Origin of the sequence: Chlorogloeopsis fritschii PCC 6912, assembly GCF_000317285.1 — a bacterium.
GTDB classification, from domain to species: domain Bacteria; phylum Cyanobacteriota; class Cyanobacteriia; order Cyanobacteriales; family Nostocaceae; genus Chlorogloeopsis; species Chlorogloeopsis fritschii.
The window spans coordinates 76288-90314 of record NZ_AJLN01000068.1; the positions used below are offsets into that span (position 1 = coordinate 76288).

Below are 14027 nucleotides of genomic sequence, written 5' to 3' on the forward strand. Positions count from 1 at the left end.
ATCCATAAAACCCGCACGGCAGTCGCACTCAACGCGCTTAACCCGACGCCAGGTGCTACAAGTCGGCAGAGCGCAAGGGCGCACTGGCTCCGCAACGCGCTGCCTCCCCTACTAACTACTAACTACTAACTACTAACTACTAACTACTACACTACTAACTAATAACTGTAGTGTGGAAATAGCTCACAACTAACACAACCAGCTGCAAATGGTTTTTAATTGGTTCCGTCGTCAACATAACGATTCTTCTGAAACAACCTCTCAAGAAAAGCAGAGAGAAACTCCGTCTGCAAAACCATCTCCCCCAGACACTGCCGCACCTGAAACACCAACTCCAGAAGCAGAACAACCAGCGGCAGCAGATTTATTGGCATACGCTAAAGCTGCTTACAAAAATATTCAACAAAAACAACAAGCCCAACCAGAAGAAACTCCTTCTAGTGAGGTAACAACTGAAACACTACCAGAAACCTCTGCGCCGGAAAGCACTGTCGCGGCGTCAGTAGAAGCAGAAGAAGCTGTTGAAAATGTTACTGAAGTTCCTGAAGAAACGTCATTACCACAGGAAGAACCAACACTAAGTGTTGCACAAATAACTACACAAGAGCCTGCTGCTTCTAAAGAAGACACTGTGTCTGATTCGGCAATTACTGTGGCGGCAGACACTGATAGTCAAGAAGTTACACCCAATGTGACTGAAGGAGTAACAATTGAAGCACTTACTTCAGAGCAGGAAACAGAAACAGCACCTAGCACCTTATCTTTTTTAGAACGGGCAGCAGCGGAACGGCAAGCGAAGCAGGAACGACTGATCGCCACTGCGATTGAAATTACAGAACCAGAACAGTTACCATCAACTACTGCCACATCAGAAGTAGAAGAAATACCCGAACTGGCTTTTGATGAAGGATTTTTATGGTCAACAGAAGTTTTAGCAGCACAAGGGCGACGTGCGGAAGACGTTTCGATTGAAGAAATTACTTGGCTCAAGAGGCTGCGTCAGGGCTTAGACAAAACCCGCCGCAATATTGTAAATCAACTTAAGGCTATTGTCGGTCAAGGGCCGCTCAACCAAGCTGCAGTCTCAGAAATAGAAGCCTTGCTGCTCCAAGCTGATGTGGGTGTAGAGGCAACAGACTATATCATTGAAGCTTTACAAAAAAAGCTGCGCGAAGAAGTCTTGCCGCCAGAAGAGGCGATCGCTTACCTCAAAAAAATCCTCCGAGAGATGCTGGATCAGCCGATTCAAAAATCTCAAAAGCTTTCCTTTGCTCCAGAAAAAGATACTTTGAACATTTGGTTAATCACTGGAGTCAATGGGGCTGGTAAAACCACAACCATCGGCAAACTGGCTCACCTAGCACAAAAATCCGGCTATCAGTGCTTGATTGGGGCAGCAGATACCTTCCGAGCAGCAGCTGTAGAACAAGTAAAAATTTGGGGCAAACGCAGTGGTGTGGAGGTAGTTGCCAATCCAGGCAAGAACACAGATCCGGCTGCTGTGGTTTTCGATGCGATCGCAGCAGCAACAGCACGACAAACAGAATTATTGCTGGTAGATACAGCAGGAAGGCTGCAAAATAAGAAAAATTTAATGGAAGAACTCAGTAAAATCCGTCGCATTATCGACAAAAAAGCCCCTAATGCCAAAGTAGAATCACTGTTGGTTCTAGACGCCACCTTAGGTCAAAATGGACTGCGGCAAGCTGAAGTTTTTTGCCAAGCGGCTAATCTTACGGGCGTGGTTCTAACCAAGCTCGATAGCACCGCGAAGGGAGGTGTTGCCCTGGCAGTAGTGCAGCAACTGGGTTTACCTATTCGCTTTATTGGTGCTGGTGAAGGTATTGAAGATCTGCGCCCCTTTTCTAGCTACGAGTTTGTCGAAGCACTTTTAAGTGGTTAGCCAAGTGATTTTGATTTTATTTGTGTTTCAAAACTAATAAATTTAGGACTTACTATTCTGGTATTATTCTGTTGAATTCCTTGAAAATGCAGTACTAGGAAAGCGTAAGTCCTAAAAGCGTCAGTCCAAACGCCAGTAAGTCTGTTATCAGGGGTAGGTAACCCTTGCTAGGGTGCATCAAAAATTTTCTTTGACCCACCCAGCAAGGGGTTGTAAAATGTTCCAACAAAACAGTTAATTTGTGTATGTCATTAAGGACATATTTTTGGTTACTTTTCTAGCAACTATTGGTCGTGAGGTCAGATAATATTCTCTGGAGGAAATTTAAAACCTAATGTCAGGGCAATGAAAAAAACCAAAACATCATCGCTTTCATACTGAACTGCAAAGTTTGCAATTATGCTTTCTCAATAGAATTTTTCAATAACTTCTATTGTTCTAGTAGAGTTCAAAAGTAATTTATTTTTGCGATCGCATAATCCTATACTTGGCAAAATATTCTACACCCTTTATTTTCTGGTACCTTTTTCATTGAATTGACTATAGAACATTAATAAGATATTCTCCTACAAGTTTTTCTATCTAAAGGCATATTACATAACGATTCAGTTATGAAAGAATAGAAAACTTTATGGTACTGAGTAAAAACTACTGCGATTGATGGACTAATCTCACATTAAAAACCCATGACTTAAAAATTTTGCCTTGATGAAGAGAACAAATCAAATTATGAAATGCTTCTAAAATTTACACAATACGTCATTCTACTCTTGCTAAACTGACTAATCTTGTCTAAATATGGTTTAGCTCTTTCAACACAACTGTATTTATTCAATCATTACCAATCTGCTTAGTGAAGTGCAATAATGCCTGTGCCTGTGCCTCATCTGCCTTCTGAACCTACCGACAGTAACAGCAGTGCCACAACCGACGTGACTCCAGTTGTGGCACTCAAAGAACTTGTGGCAAGGTTGCATCGTGAGCAGAACAAAATCCAAGATTTATTAAGTTCTTTAGGATTTGCCCTCAGAAGCTTCAACAACTTAAATCAGTTTTTAGAGTTGATTCCGCTGATGGCAACAAGAGTAACAGACGCAGACGGTAGCGCATTGTTTCTCTATAAGCCTAACGGTCAAATCCGGTTAGAACAGCTACACTGGCAGGATAGCCGCCAGAGAAAGAATATCCGCAAAGCGCTAGAAACTGCTAGCAGCCAAATCATTCACGTGCCAAACACGCCTCCACTAGCAACTAGTACAGGTATCTTAGATGACCAAATGCATCGCTATTTGGGGCCAGATATGCAAATATTTGGTACAGCAATTCTGGTAAAGCATGTGGAACGAGGTTGGCTCTACGTTTTGAGCCGCGATCCAGAATATAGCTGGACAGAAACTAGACAAAAGTTAGTCCGCTTGGTTGCAGATCAAACTGCGGTAGCGATTGAAAACGATGAACTTGCTGTAGAGCTACGGAAAAAAGAACGGCTCGATCAGGAATTGGAAATTGGCGCAGAAATTCAAAGGCGGTTGCTGCCACGTCAATGTCCTACCATTCCTGGCGTGACTCTTGCCGCCCGTTGTAAACCCGCCAATCGTGTTGGTGGAGACTACTACGATTTTATTCCTACTAATCAAAATCTGATTTTTCAGCCCAATTATAATCCGGAACGGGAAGTGAGTAGCTGGGCTTTGGTGATTGGTGATGTAATGGGCAAAGGAGTTCCCGCAGGACTAATCATGACAATGATGCGAGGAATGCTACGAGGAGAGGTTTTACACAGTAACTCCCCAGCACAGATTCTGCAAAACTTGAATCGAGTTATGTATGCAGACTTAGAAAATTCTAACCGCTTCGTGACTTTGTTTTACTCGCAATACGATCCTCCAACTCGAACTTTGTCTTACAGTAACGCAGCGCACAATCCTCCTTTATGGTGGCACGCGACAACAAAAACAATCACGCGCTTGGATACTTTGGGAATGTTAATCGGCTTGGATGCCAATAGTCAATATGAAGACGCTAAAGCTCGTTTAGAACCCGGAGATACAATTATTTACTATACAGATGGCTTGACTGATGCAGCTAGTTCTAGTGGCGATCGCTATGACGAAGAAAACCTTGTAAATGAATTCAGTGCTGCTTGTAGATATTGCCACGACCCGCAGGAAATTCTAGATTATCTATTTGAGCGAGTACAGCAATTTATTGGTGCTGATAAACAAAATACCGATGATATGACATTAGTTGTCTTGCAAGTTGATTAGTGAACTAGGGGCGCTTAGGCTAGGGACTAGGGATTAGGAATTAGGAAGAGGACAGGGTGACAAGGTGACTTGGAAGGGGAAGGATCTTGACTCACGTCTTCTCCCCTTGTCCTCTTCTCTCCCCTTGTCCCCATTTCTCCCCCTCCCCTTGTCCTCTTCTTCCCAATCCCCAATCCTCAATTCCCAGTTTGCCGTGCTGCACTAGTTAGGAGCTTGTGATGAAGAATTGCCTGAGGAGCGATACATCTGCCACACCTCTAAACTCAGAATACAGGCTATCAACCATACTATGCCTGCGGCATACCCTGCTGCTACATCAGTGGGCCAGTGTACACCCAGATACAGCCGACTAAAACCAATTGCGACAACTAAAACAACAGTCAAAGCAAAAATCCATTTCTGCCAATGAGGAAATTGCTTTGCCAGTAAATAGCCAACAAAGCCGTAAATCACCAACGAAATCATCGCATGACCGCTAGGAAAGCTGTATTGACTAACATCAATAATACGGTTCCATAACTCTGGACGCGCCCTACCAAATAGCACTTTCAGTAAATAATTTAAGCCGATCGCCCCGATTGCGGCGATGCCCAAGGTTGTTGCTTGTGAGCGGCGATGATAATATACAAGTCCAGCTCCCAATCCCAAACAAACTACCAATAAAACCACTGGTTCACCAAGAAAAGTGATACCTAGCACGATGCGATCGCCCAATGGTGTGTGCAGTCTGCGAATTGCTAGCAAAATGCCTTTGTCAAGTCTTTGAGTTTCCTGTTCTAAAACTTCTTCGGCAATTTGGGCAAATATCCATAAAGCCACCGCTGAAAGCAGCAACCCGACTAATCGAATACTAAATATTAGCGAAAAAATTCGCGATCGCATCTAATTTATAAATTGATATTTATTTAAGACTAGTTGATTGCATTCTGTTGAGCTGCTTACTCTTGCACCACCTCAACCAATTCCTCAATCATGACATCAAATGCCCGTGCTAATTTCTGAATGGCTGTAAAATCTACGGTTGCCAATCCAGGCGATCGGGCGTATGTTCTGAGAGTGCTGTATACTACACCAGAGCGATCTGATACTTCCTTTAACGTCCAACCCTTCTGGGCAGCAAACTCTCTAATTCTTAGCCTCACCAACCCCATAATCTACTTGACAGTGATTTGTATTAGTCATTTAATAATTTTATTCTAAAAAACGATCTTCCTCCGCCCTGGAAAACTGAAGGGCGATGGTGCTGATGTTACACCCAAACCTTGTTCGGGTGTGAAAGTGCTTCGCGCTTTCCAACAACAGTGCCCGCATGGCGATCGCATTCCCATTCAATAAAACCCTTAAAACGAATCTCTCTATTGGTAAAAGGTTATTTGCCAGAGAAACCTATTCGCAAAAGGCTATCCGCTTAAGGATTTGTCTATTATGTTATCATCACCCATTTTAAAAAAGCTTGTTATTCGTGAGTCAAAAATTGTCCACAAATCCCCTGTTGTTCACTCCCTAGCGCGATTTGTGACAGAAGAAGCTGTAGCCTTAATGTTCAAGATTAAGTTAGAAGATATTTACGTTGTAGAGTGCTGGCGTTACATTGTTTATGTTCATGCCAAAGGCGTAAGTAAGTTTGTTAGCTATGCAGACTTTCCACCAATTGTAGGAGTACAGCCACCCACATCAGCAGAAATAGTTAAATGGCGCAGACGCTGGCGAAAGCATCCAGATCCAGCACACAAAAGCCAAGCTCCCAATTGGTGGGTGGATTTCTTTACCTACGAGTATTGGCAAGCTCTCTCGAACGCTAGATTGTCTAACTGGAGTGAATTATTGGGATTAATGAAATTTGCATTCAACGAAGAAACATTGCAGGAACTCCAGCAGAGCTATTGCCATGATTTGTTAGTGGTTAATGGATAGTGGATAGTGGTTAAAAACTACTATCTACTATCTACGAACCACTAACTCTATTGCTTTTGCCACTTTTGCAGCGCTTGTTGAGCCTTATTGTAAGCAGATGTCTCTTCTGGAACTAAAAGAACGGTTGCAATTGCTGCTTGAAATTGTCTTTGCGAAGCTCGTTTTATCGCTATCTCTAAGATTTTTTCACTCCATTGGTTGATTGATTTTTGAGCTTGCTCGAAACCAGGTTCACCTGGTGCGACTTTTTTGGCTACTTCAATAGCGCGATTATAAGTAGAAGCCTGTCCAGGTATGATTAAGGCATTAGCAGCATCTAAAAGAGTTTTGTTACTCATATACAGCTTTGCCTCTATTCGCCATAGTTTAATAGATGCTTGTGCTTGTGGGTAAATCGATTGATCTTTGCCAACTAATTCGGCTGCGGCTATAGCTTTGGCATACTGTCTTCGCTGTGCCCGACTTTCGGCTAAATCTAAGATCATCCTGCTCCAAATTTGGATATTATCTTGAGCTTGCTGATACAGTGGTTGATCGGGCTGAATTTTTCGCGCTTTGGCGATCGCTAAACTGAGATCGCTGGCTTGATTTAGACGAAGGGACATTTTCGCCAATTCTAACCTTGCTTGATTACGCTTAATAGCTTGGGAATTAACAGCTATTGATGAGGGTGATTGACTTGTTGGTGCAGGTGCTGGAGTTGCAGGAGAAGACTTAATAAAGTTGGTATCGTAAGACGTATCAGGTGATATGGGCAGAATTTCCGTTTCGGTGTCATCATTAACACTTTTAGATGACGCTGAAAGCATTTCCACCACTTTCAAACCTGTTTGGTTGCGTAGATAAACTACTGTAATTAAGCCCAATAAGAGCATTGTACCTGCACTCCACAACAGTAGTGGATTGCGCAGCCATGTGTTTGCTACCCTTTTCTTTTTCTTTGTCGTAGTTGAAGACAATGAAGATTTAAGGGGTTGAGAAGACATAGAAACGCTTTGTTCTTCGCCGTGTTGACGTATGTTTATATCAGTGTCAGTATTTGTGCTTGACTGCCATGCAGAATAATTTATTTGAGGATTAGGGTGTAGCGAAGGAGCTGGAAGTGCAGCAGCTAAGATTTCTCTAGAACTGATCGTGGGTGATTGTTCCCTATCTTCATCCACTTCCAAAGTTGGCAAAATACCTTGCTCCCTTGAAGGAATAATAGTAACGGGATTTTGCGTAGGACGCCAGTAGTGTTGGCATAGTTCTGGTGTGCGCAGGCTGAGATATCTTTCTAAGCCCTCTAAGCTATTGCCATGATCGGAACGCAAAGCCTCTAATAGTGCTGCTGTAAAGAATCCGTGACCTAATTCGCTACTTTCATGGGAGAATTGCTCTGGTTGACAAGAAAGAATTGTAGGAATTTCTAGTTCCTGAGCTAGTTCAATAATTTCAACTCCAACAAGAGTATTCCCCTTATTTGCAAAAGCCCGGTTAATATCAAACATCAGCACTATGTCTAGTTCCGCAACTAGCAAGTTCTGCATGATTGCTCGAACTTCGATGCCAGTTTCTTCTATCTGTTCAGGGTTTGCTTCTGCTGGCATCAAATAATCTTGCCCGTTGTGGTTAACACCGTAACCACTAAAGAAAAACCATACTTTGTCTTGTGGTTGCCAGCAGGCTGCTGCCAAATCTTCCAGCAAAAGCAAAATATTCTCTTTTGTAGGATAGGTAGATCTATCACCCAAAGGTGGTGATGTATCTGTCATCAACAGACACTGTTGTTGCAAAAACCCTGCTTCTACTATTAAAAAATCCTTTAAGGCCTCGGCATCAGCTTGTGCACACCCTAAAGGTTGAAAGAACTGATATTGATTTATGCCAATGGCGATCGCCCAATTATTTGCCATCGCGCTCTCTGCCAGTTATTTTTTACTTACTTGAAATCGCGGTTGGCTTTGCTGAAAAACAAAGCTAACCTAGTGTTTTATAGCTAATGGAACATCATCTCATGAAAAATGAGATGTAAACTTTATTACTTGTTTAACCAAGAAAATACTTGTATCGAATCCACTTGATTGGTCATATCCAGGAGTATATAGTTCATGAGGAGTTGCAGTCATCAATCATTAAGCAGATTTTCTTCAGCAAAGCGAAATCCTTTTGAGAGGTTCATTCAACTTATGCCATTAATTGCTAAGAAAATCCGGATCGGTCATGCATTAGTTTTGTTGAGTGTTGCAGCTCCTATATGGCTGCTGACAGAAGCGATCGCCCCGAAGATTGTGCAAGCTTACACCACCAGAGTTGACTTGGCTATTGACCGCTTGCCAGAGGAGAACTACGAAACCCTGTTGCGCAGGGCAGAAAATGCTGCCAGAGCAGCGGCTCAACGCAGTTTTGACCAAGATATCTTAGTAACAGATGTATCTATATTTGTTTCCGTACAAAATCAAGGAGCGATCGCACCAGTTTTAGAATTAGCAGTCAGCCGTCAACAATGGCGCAATCGCCCCGATCCCCAACGCTGGGCAAGATATTTCAAAACCGCGCGATCGCTATTATTGATGAAAGACAATCTTCCTCCCAATGTAGCTCCAGCCTCCGTTCCCCAAGCCAAATAACCAATCCTAACTCTTCCACCTCTACCGCAGAGTCATTAATGAATTAGAATAATAAGGTTGTCAAAAATTGCGTTATCCGCTACTATGGCTGTTCCAAAGAAGAAAACATCAAAGTCCAAACGCGATCAGCGTCGAGCTACTTGGAGGCGCAAAGCAGCCCTTGAAGCTCAAAAAGCTCTCTCTCTCGGCAAGTCGATTTTAACTGGACGTTCTACATTTGTGTATCCATCAGCAGAGGAAGAAGAAGAAGAGGAATCGTAAAGCTGCTAATTGTTAACTGCTAATAGCTAATTGTTTTCTTACCATTAGCTGTTAGCGATTAGCTCTTACCTATTGTCGATAAAAATTAATCATATAAAAACTAAAGTGTTTTCTGAAGAACATTTATTTTTTGGTAACGATGTTAGGAAAATACTTTCAAAAACCGACGCAAGAAGAGAGCGATCGCGTTCCACCCGGACAATACCTGACTAAAGGTTTTCCCGTATTAACTTATGGTGCAACTCCCCAAGTCAGTACAGATAATTGGAAGTTTCGAGTTTGGGGTTTGGCAAAAGCCAAGATATTTACTTGGCAAGACTTTATGGCACTCCCCCAACATGAATTTACTGCTGACTTCCATTGCGTCACTCGCTGGTCTAAGCTTGATGTCAAATGGACTGGTATTAAAGTCACAGACTTCATGGAATTAATTGAAGTCGATCCGAAAGCTGCCTATGTAATGGAACATTGCTATGGTGGCTACACTACCAATATTTCCATGCCAGATTTTGTGCGGGAAGAAAACTTCTTTGCTTTTAAATTGTTTGGTGAACCATTACCTGCCGAGCATGGTGGGCCTTTGCGCTTAGTTGTTCCTCACCTGTATGCTTGGAAAAGTGCCAAGTGGATCAATGGCTTAGAGTTTCTCGAACATGAAGAACTTGGTTTTTGGGAGGGCAATGGCTATCACCAACGAGGCGAACCTTGGGCAGAAGAACGTTATAGCAATTTTTAAAATAGCTAATGGCTAATGGCTAATGGCTAATAGCTATTAACTATTAGCTGTTAGCATCCTAACCAATCAGTCGCTTCAGAAAAGACAACTTTCCTTCATAGGGAGCATATCGCCATTTTAAGTCCAGCCAGAACGAATTTTGCAACACACTTTTATAATGAGAAAAGGTGTCAAAACTGGCTTTACCGTGATAGCTACCGATACCGCTATCACCCACACCACCAAATGGCAAAGATGGCACAGCGGATTGCATGAGCGTATCGTTGAGGCAAACTCCACCAGATGAGGTAGATTGTAAAACTCGCTGTTGCAGATTTTTGTTACTAGAAAATAAATATAAAGCTAAAGGTTTTGGTCGAGAGTTTATCTTGTTGATAACATCTGCGATATTAGCATATGTAATTACAGGCAAAATAGGGCCAAAAATTTCTTCCTGCATGACATAATCATCCCAGGAAATATTATCAAGAACTGTAGGAGCAATATAAAGCTCTTCCCGATTAGTTTTTCCCCCAATTAGTATTTCACCATCATCTAAAAAATTTACCAGATGGTCGAAGTGTTTTTGATGAATAATTCGGGCGTAATCGGGACTAGTAGCTGGATTTTCACCGTAAAACTCTTGCAGACATTTTTTAATACTATCAAGTAAAGATTTTTTGATATCTTGATGTACTAAAAGATAGTCAGGAGCAATGCAAGTCTGTCCGGCGTTAACGAATTTACCCCAACAAATCCTTCTCGCAGTTTTTTCGATATCAATTTCAGTATCTACAATACAAGGACTCTTGCCACCCAATTCTAAAGTGACTGGTGTCAAATGTTTAGCAGCTGCTTCCATGACAATTTTGCCCACAGCAGTACCACCAGTAAAAAAGATGTGATCAAACTTTTTTGCTAGTAGTGTTTGACTTGTTTCTATCCCACCTTCTACTACAGCAATATAAGCCGGATCGAAAGTTTTTCCAATCATCTTGGCTATCAAACGAGAGGTGTGAGGAGCAAATTCTGAAGGCTTGAGGATGGCGCAGTTACCAGCAGCGATCGCACCTACTAGCGGTGCAATCATTAAGTGAAATGGATAGTTCCAAGGGCTGATAATCAAAACCACACCTAGTGGTTCTGGTTGAATTCGTGCTGAGTAGGGAAAAAACTCGAAAGATACTGCTGCTTTTTTGGGTTTAATCCAATTCTTGATATTTTTGATTGCATAATCGATTTCTTTAATTGTACTAATTTCTGTAAGATAACTTTCAAATATTGGCTTGTGTAAATCTGCTGATAATGCTTGTAAAATCGCCTGTTTATGTTCAATAACTACTTGCTTTAGACTTCTCAGCTTTTCCAGGCGAAAGCCTATATCTTTTGTTTGACCTGTTTGAAAAAAATTACGTTGTTTGCAAACAAGCTCATGTATTGAGGATTCAAAACTCATCTTTTAACCCTAAAAAATATGAGAATAACTTTACTGTTTAATAGGTAAATTCACGATAAATACACTACCTTTACCTACTTCTGAATCAACTTCGATGGTGCCTTTATGTGCCTCCACAATTCGCCGAGAAAGGTACAGCCCTAAACCACTACCAGAACGCTTGTGACTGCCTGGGCGAAATCTCTCAAACAAAGTTGCTTGCTCTTGAGGAGGAATACCTACTCCTGTATCGGCAACTTTGATGATAATGCTTTCACCAGAAGTGATAGATGGTGTGAGATGTACTGTCACGGAGCCAGTATCGGTAAATTTAATTGCATTACCGATCAAGTTGGTAAATAGCCGATGCAGTTCTAAGCGATCGCCCACGACTGTGCTTGTAGTTGACTCTTCACCAATATCCAAATTTACAGCCAGCCCCTTTTGTTGAGCTAAAGGAGTTAATTCACCTGCAACTTCTTTAAGTAACTGTGCTAAATTTACTGGTTGAAATGCCAGAGCTTTACGACCCGCTTCAAAACGATAAACTTCTAGTAAGGTGTTTACCATAGTCAAAAGATTACTGTTGCTGCGAGCCATGATTGTAATCACTTCTTGCATTTGGGGCGATAGCTGTCCCAAAGCTCCCTCGTGGAACAACATTAGCATTCGATCCGCCGCTACTAAGGGAGTACGTAAGTCGTGAGTCAGGCGAGAGACAAAATCTTCCCTTTGGCGGGCAATTTCATCCCGTTCATCAATGCTGTGCTTGAGGCGAAGTAGCGATCGCACCCGTGCCAATAATTCGTCTACGGTTACAGGTTTGCGGATAAAATCATCTGCGCCTAAGTCTAGCCCATGCGCGACATTCGGTGAGTCATGGGCAGTAATAAGTAAAATTGGCACAAACGGTAAACTTTTGTTTTCCCTAATACACTTAGTGACTTCGTAGCCATCCATCCCCGGCATCATCAGATCCAGCAACACTAAATCAAAAGTTGATTCAGCGATTTTTGTGAGTGCGGAAACACCATTTTCTGCTGTGGCAACTATGTAGCCTTCTTCCTCCAAAATAGTTTTAATTAAAAATACGTTATCTGGAGAATCATCAACTACCAGTATTTTGTCAGTGCGAGAAGATAGAGCATTCATTGGGCTTAATTTTCGGATAAAAGTTTTGCTTTGACAAGTAAATAGTTTGGTATATATTGTTTTTTATTTTATAATTAACATCGCTCAAGAAATTTTATTTACCAATAAATAGCCACCAATCTACTGTATCAACAACAGATGGAGCGATTTAACAAATAAACACATTGCAAAATGATGGAACTTATCCAAGGAGCAACTAGCCAAATTACTGGATCGTGAAAAATGGGTAGTTGGTGTCTGTTTTGGCTTTGACTAGCAATATTTGCTACTGCATCACTAATACAGTTGTAGTATGTGGAGATTAAATATCCTGACCTCAAAATTAGGCGATCGCATCTTTAACTTTCGATTGCATCAGTTAGGATAATGCTTTTAAAATAGCTTCTATATGCTGTTTCAGGTTTGGCAAATCTCGCTCAACAACAGACCAAACCACGTCTAAATCAATTTCAAAGTAACTGTGAGTCAAAATATTTCGCATCCCGATCATCTGTGACCAAGGAACTTCAGGATATTGTAACCTCGTTTCAGCAGATAAGGCACGAGATGCTTCACCAATTATTTGCAGATGTTACTAAGTTTGAATTAGTTCATTTTGTTCAAAGCTTTGTCTTCCTTGAATTGCGTACTTGTTTATACGTTCAATTGCTTCTAATATGTCACGCAACTTTTCGCTGTTGTCTCTCATAATGGAACAGCCTCTTTCAAAACCCGTTCCCGAATACGTTGTCGTAATCCCTTTTCAGTTACTATATCTACATCGCGATCCAATAGCTCTTGCAACTCCATTAGCAGCCCACCTAAGTCAAAAAGGCTTCTTCCAGGTTCCATTCCAAAAAATCCACATCACTGTTTGCATCAGCCTCTCGGCGTGCTATGGAACCAAAAATACGTATGTTGTATGCTCCGTGTTTGGCAGCACTTTGGAGGATTTCTTCTCGTTTTGATTCCAAAAGCTCGTAAATATTCATGGTTTGACTTGCTTGCCTAGAAACCAGTTTAGCCACATTTACAGCCAGATATGATGACGCGATCGCATTCTCATATTACGACAAAGTAGGCGATCACCCTCCATTACACAATTTGCACTGACTGAGTGTTAATTTCTGTTAAATTAGCTAATCTTATATCATTCGTGAATAATATCGCATTTAGAGATTTTGTAGTTGCTACAATTATTGCGTCAGGAAGCCTGAGTCTGTATTTTTTGCGAAGTGCTATTGTTAAATTTTTGATATTACTATCAATGCCAACAACTGAAATTTTATTTAAAAAATCAATAACTTGTATTTCTTCATCTGAACTTAAACTGGGATAAGACAATAATTCAATTTCAGTAATAACTGAAACAAAATACTGTCCTGATGGCAAGGGATTTGTTAACCTACCACCCAAAAAGTACAGCACTATATTTGTATCTAATAATATTAAAGGCTGTGTTAACTCCATTCATCTCTAATGTTCTGCTGATATTCTAAAGGGTCTTGGATTAATTTAATTACACCCGCATATTTATTTAAATCAAAGTTTACTTGTTGTTGTAATTCATAAGCTTTTAATATTTGCTCAATTTTCTGCCAGTCTTGATAATCAATCAAAACTGCTACTGGACGCATTGCTTCGTCAGTCACAATTTTTTTGTTAACAGGTAACATAACTATTTGCTTAGGATACAATATTGAACTTTTTTATCTTAGCTTTTTCACCTGTTAAAGGAATGCATTACATAGAAACAGTTTAGCCACATTTACAGCCAGATGTGATGAGGCGA

At 41.2% G+C, this 14027-nt stretch carries 15 protein-coding genes; 6 read left to right on the plus strand and 9 right to left on the minus strand.

Translation table 11 applies throughout. The features are described 5' to 3' along the window. Window positions 1–208: 208 nt before the first annotated feature. Together ftsY and UYC_RS0112415 are read left to right on the plus strand one after the other, a co-directional pair. Window positions 209–1903: a signal recognition particle-docking protein FtsY gene (gene ftsY, locus UYC_RS0112410; protein WP_016878587.1), complete on the plus strand. Its 1695-nt coding sequence runs from the start codon at window positions 209–211 to the stop codon at window positions 1901–1903. Between the two features lie 872 nt (window positions 1904–2775). After that, window positions 2776–4170 (plus strand): PP2C family protein-serine/threonine phosphatase, encoded by a 1395-nt coding sequence (locus UYC_RS0112415; protein ID WP_026087729.1) that lies wholly within the window; start codon window positions 2776–2778, stop codon window positions 4168–4170. A gap of 201 nt (window positions 4171–4371) precedes the next feature. On the opposite strand, the gene UYC_RS0112425 is transcribed toward UYC_RS0112415, so the two are convergent. Then, window positions 4372–5052: a phosphatase PAP2 family protein gene (locus UYC_RS0112425; protein ID WP_016878582.1), complete on the minus strand. Its 681-nt coding sequence runs from the start codon at window positions 5050–5052 to the stop codon at window positions 4372–4374. Between the two features lie 56 nt (window positions 5053–5108). Next, window positions 5109–5321: a helix-turn-helix domain-containing protein gene (locus UYC_RS0112430; protein ID WP_016878581.1), complete on the minus strand. Its 213-nt coding sequence runs from the start codon at window positions 5319–5321 to the stop codon at window positions 5109–5111. A gap of 274 nt (window positions 5322–5595) precedes the next feature. Between UYC_RS0112430 and UYC_RS0112435 the strand changes: the two genes are divergently transcribed. Further along, window positions 5596–6084, plus strand: coding sequence for a hypothetical protein (locus tag UYC_RS0112435; RefSeq protein ID WP_016878580.1), 489 nt, complete (start codon window positions 5596–5598; stop codon window positions 6082–6084). A 47-nt stretch (window positions 6085–6131) separates the two neighbouring features. Here the strand turns inward: UYC_RS0112435 and UYC_RS0112440 are convergent, their stop codons facing one another. Beyond that, the gene (locus UYC_RS0112440) at window positions 6132–7979 is read right to left on the minus strand and encodes a caspase family protein (protein ID WP_016878579.1); all 1848 of its coding nucleotides are present in this window, start codon (window positions 7977–7979) and stop codon (window positions 6132–6134) included. 273 nt (window positions 7980–8252) lie between these two features. On the opposite strand from UYC_RS0112440, the gene UYC_RS0112445 reads away from it, so the two are divergent. The 3 genes from UYC_RS0112445 to UYC_RS0112455 all read left to right on the plus strand — a co-directional run bounded on the left by UYC_RS0112445 (window position 8253) and on the right by UYC_RS0112455 (window position 9690). Then, window positions 8253–8693: a hypothetical protein gene (locus UYC_RS0112445; protein ID WP_016878578.1), complete on the plus strand. Its 441-nt coding sequence runs from the start codon at window positions 8253–8255 to the stop codon at window positions 8691–8693. Window positions 8694–8777: 84 nt separating this feature from the next. Continuing rightward, on the plus strand, window positions 8778–8954 hold the full coding sequence (gene rpmF, locus UYC_RS0112450) for a 50S ribosomal protein L32 (protein ID WP_016878577.1): 177 nt from the start codon (window positions 8778–8780) through the stop codon (window positions 8952–8954). A gap of 139 nt (window positions 8955–9093) precedes the next feature. Beyond that, a complete protein-coding gene (locus UYC_RS0112455) occupies window positions 9094–9690 on the plus strand; it encodes a sulfite oxidase-like oxidoreductase (protein ID WP_016878576.1) in 597 nt (198 codons plus the stop codon). Between the two features lie 58 nt (window positions 9691–9748). On the opposite strand, the gene UYC_RS0112460 is transcribed toward UYC_RS0112455, so the two are convergent. The 6 genes from UYC_RS0112460 to UYC_RS0112490 all read right to left on the minus strand — a co-directional run bounded on the left by UYC_RS0112460 (window position 9749) and on the right by UYC_RS0112490 (window position 13911). Continuing rightward, window positions 9749–11125: an aldehyde dehydrogenase gene (locus tag UYC_RS0112460; protein ID WP_016878575.1), complete on the minus strand. Its 1377-nt coding sequence runs from the start codon at window positions 11123–11125 to the stop codon at window positions 9749–9751. A 30-nt stretch (window positions 11126–11155) separates the two neighbouring features. Continuing rightward, on the minus strand, window positions 11156–12256 hold the full coding sequence (locus UYC_RS0112465; RefSeq protein WP_016878574.1) for an ATP-binding response regulator: 1101 nt from the start codon (window positions 12254–12256) through the stop codon (window positions 11156–11158). Window positions 12257–12614: 358 nt separating this feature from the next. Further along, entirely contained in the window at window positions 12615–12824 is a 210-nt protein-coding gene (locus UYC_RS39470; RefSeq protein ID WP_321164255.1) for a HepT-like ribonuclease domain-containing protein, read from the minus strand. A gap of 232 nt (window positions 12825–13056) precedes the next feature. Next, window positions 13057–13263 (minus strand): nucleotidyltransferase family protein, encoded by a 207-nt coding sequence (locus UYC_RS39475; RefSeq protein WP_040432384.1) that lies wholly within the window; start codon window positions 13261–13263, stop codon window positions 13057–13059. A gap of 67 nt (window positions 13264–13330) precedes the next feature. Further along, the gene (locus tag UYC_RS0112485) at window positions 13331–13705 is read right to left on the minus strand and encodes a type II toxin-antitoxin system VapC family toxin (RefSeq protein ID WP_016878569.1); all 375 of its coding nucleotides are present in this window, start codon (window positions 13703–13705) and stop codon (window positions 13331–13333) included. Continuing rightward, entirely contained in the window at window positions 13696–13911 is a 216-nt protein-coding gene (locus UYC_RS0112490; protein WP_016878568.1) for a hypothetical protein, read from the minus strand. Before UYC_RS0112490 ends, UYC_RS0112485 begins: the two co-directional genes overlap by 10 nt. Window positions 13912–14027: the final 116 nt, after the last annotated feature.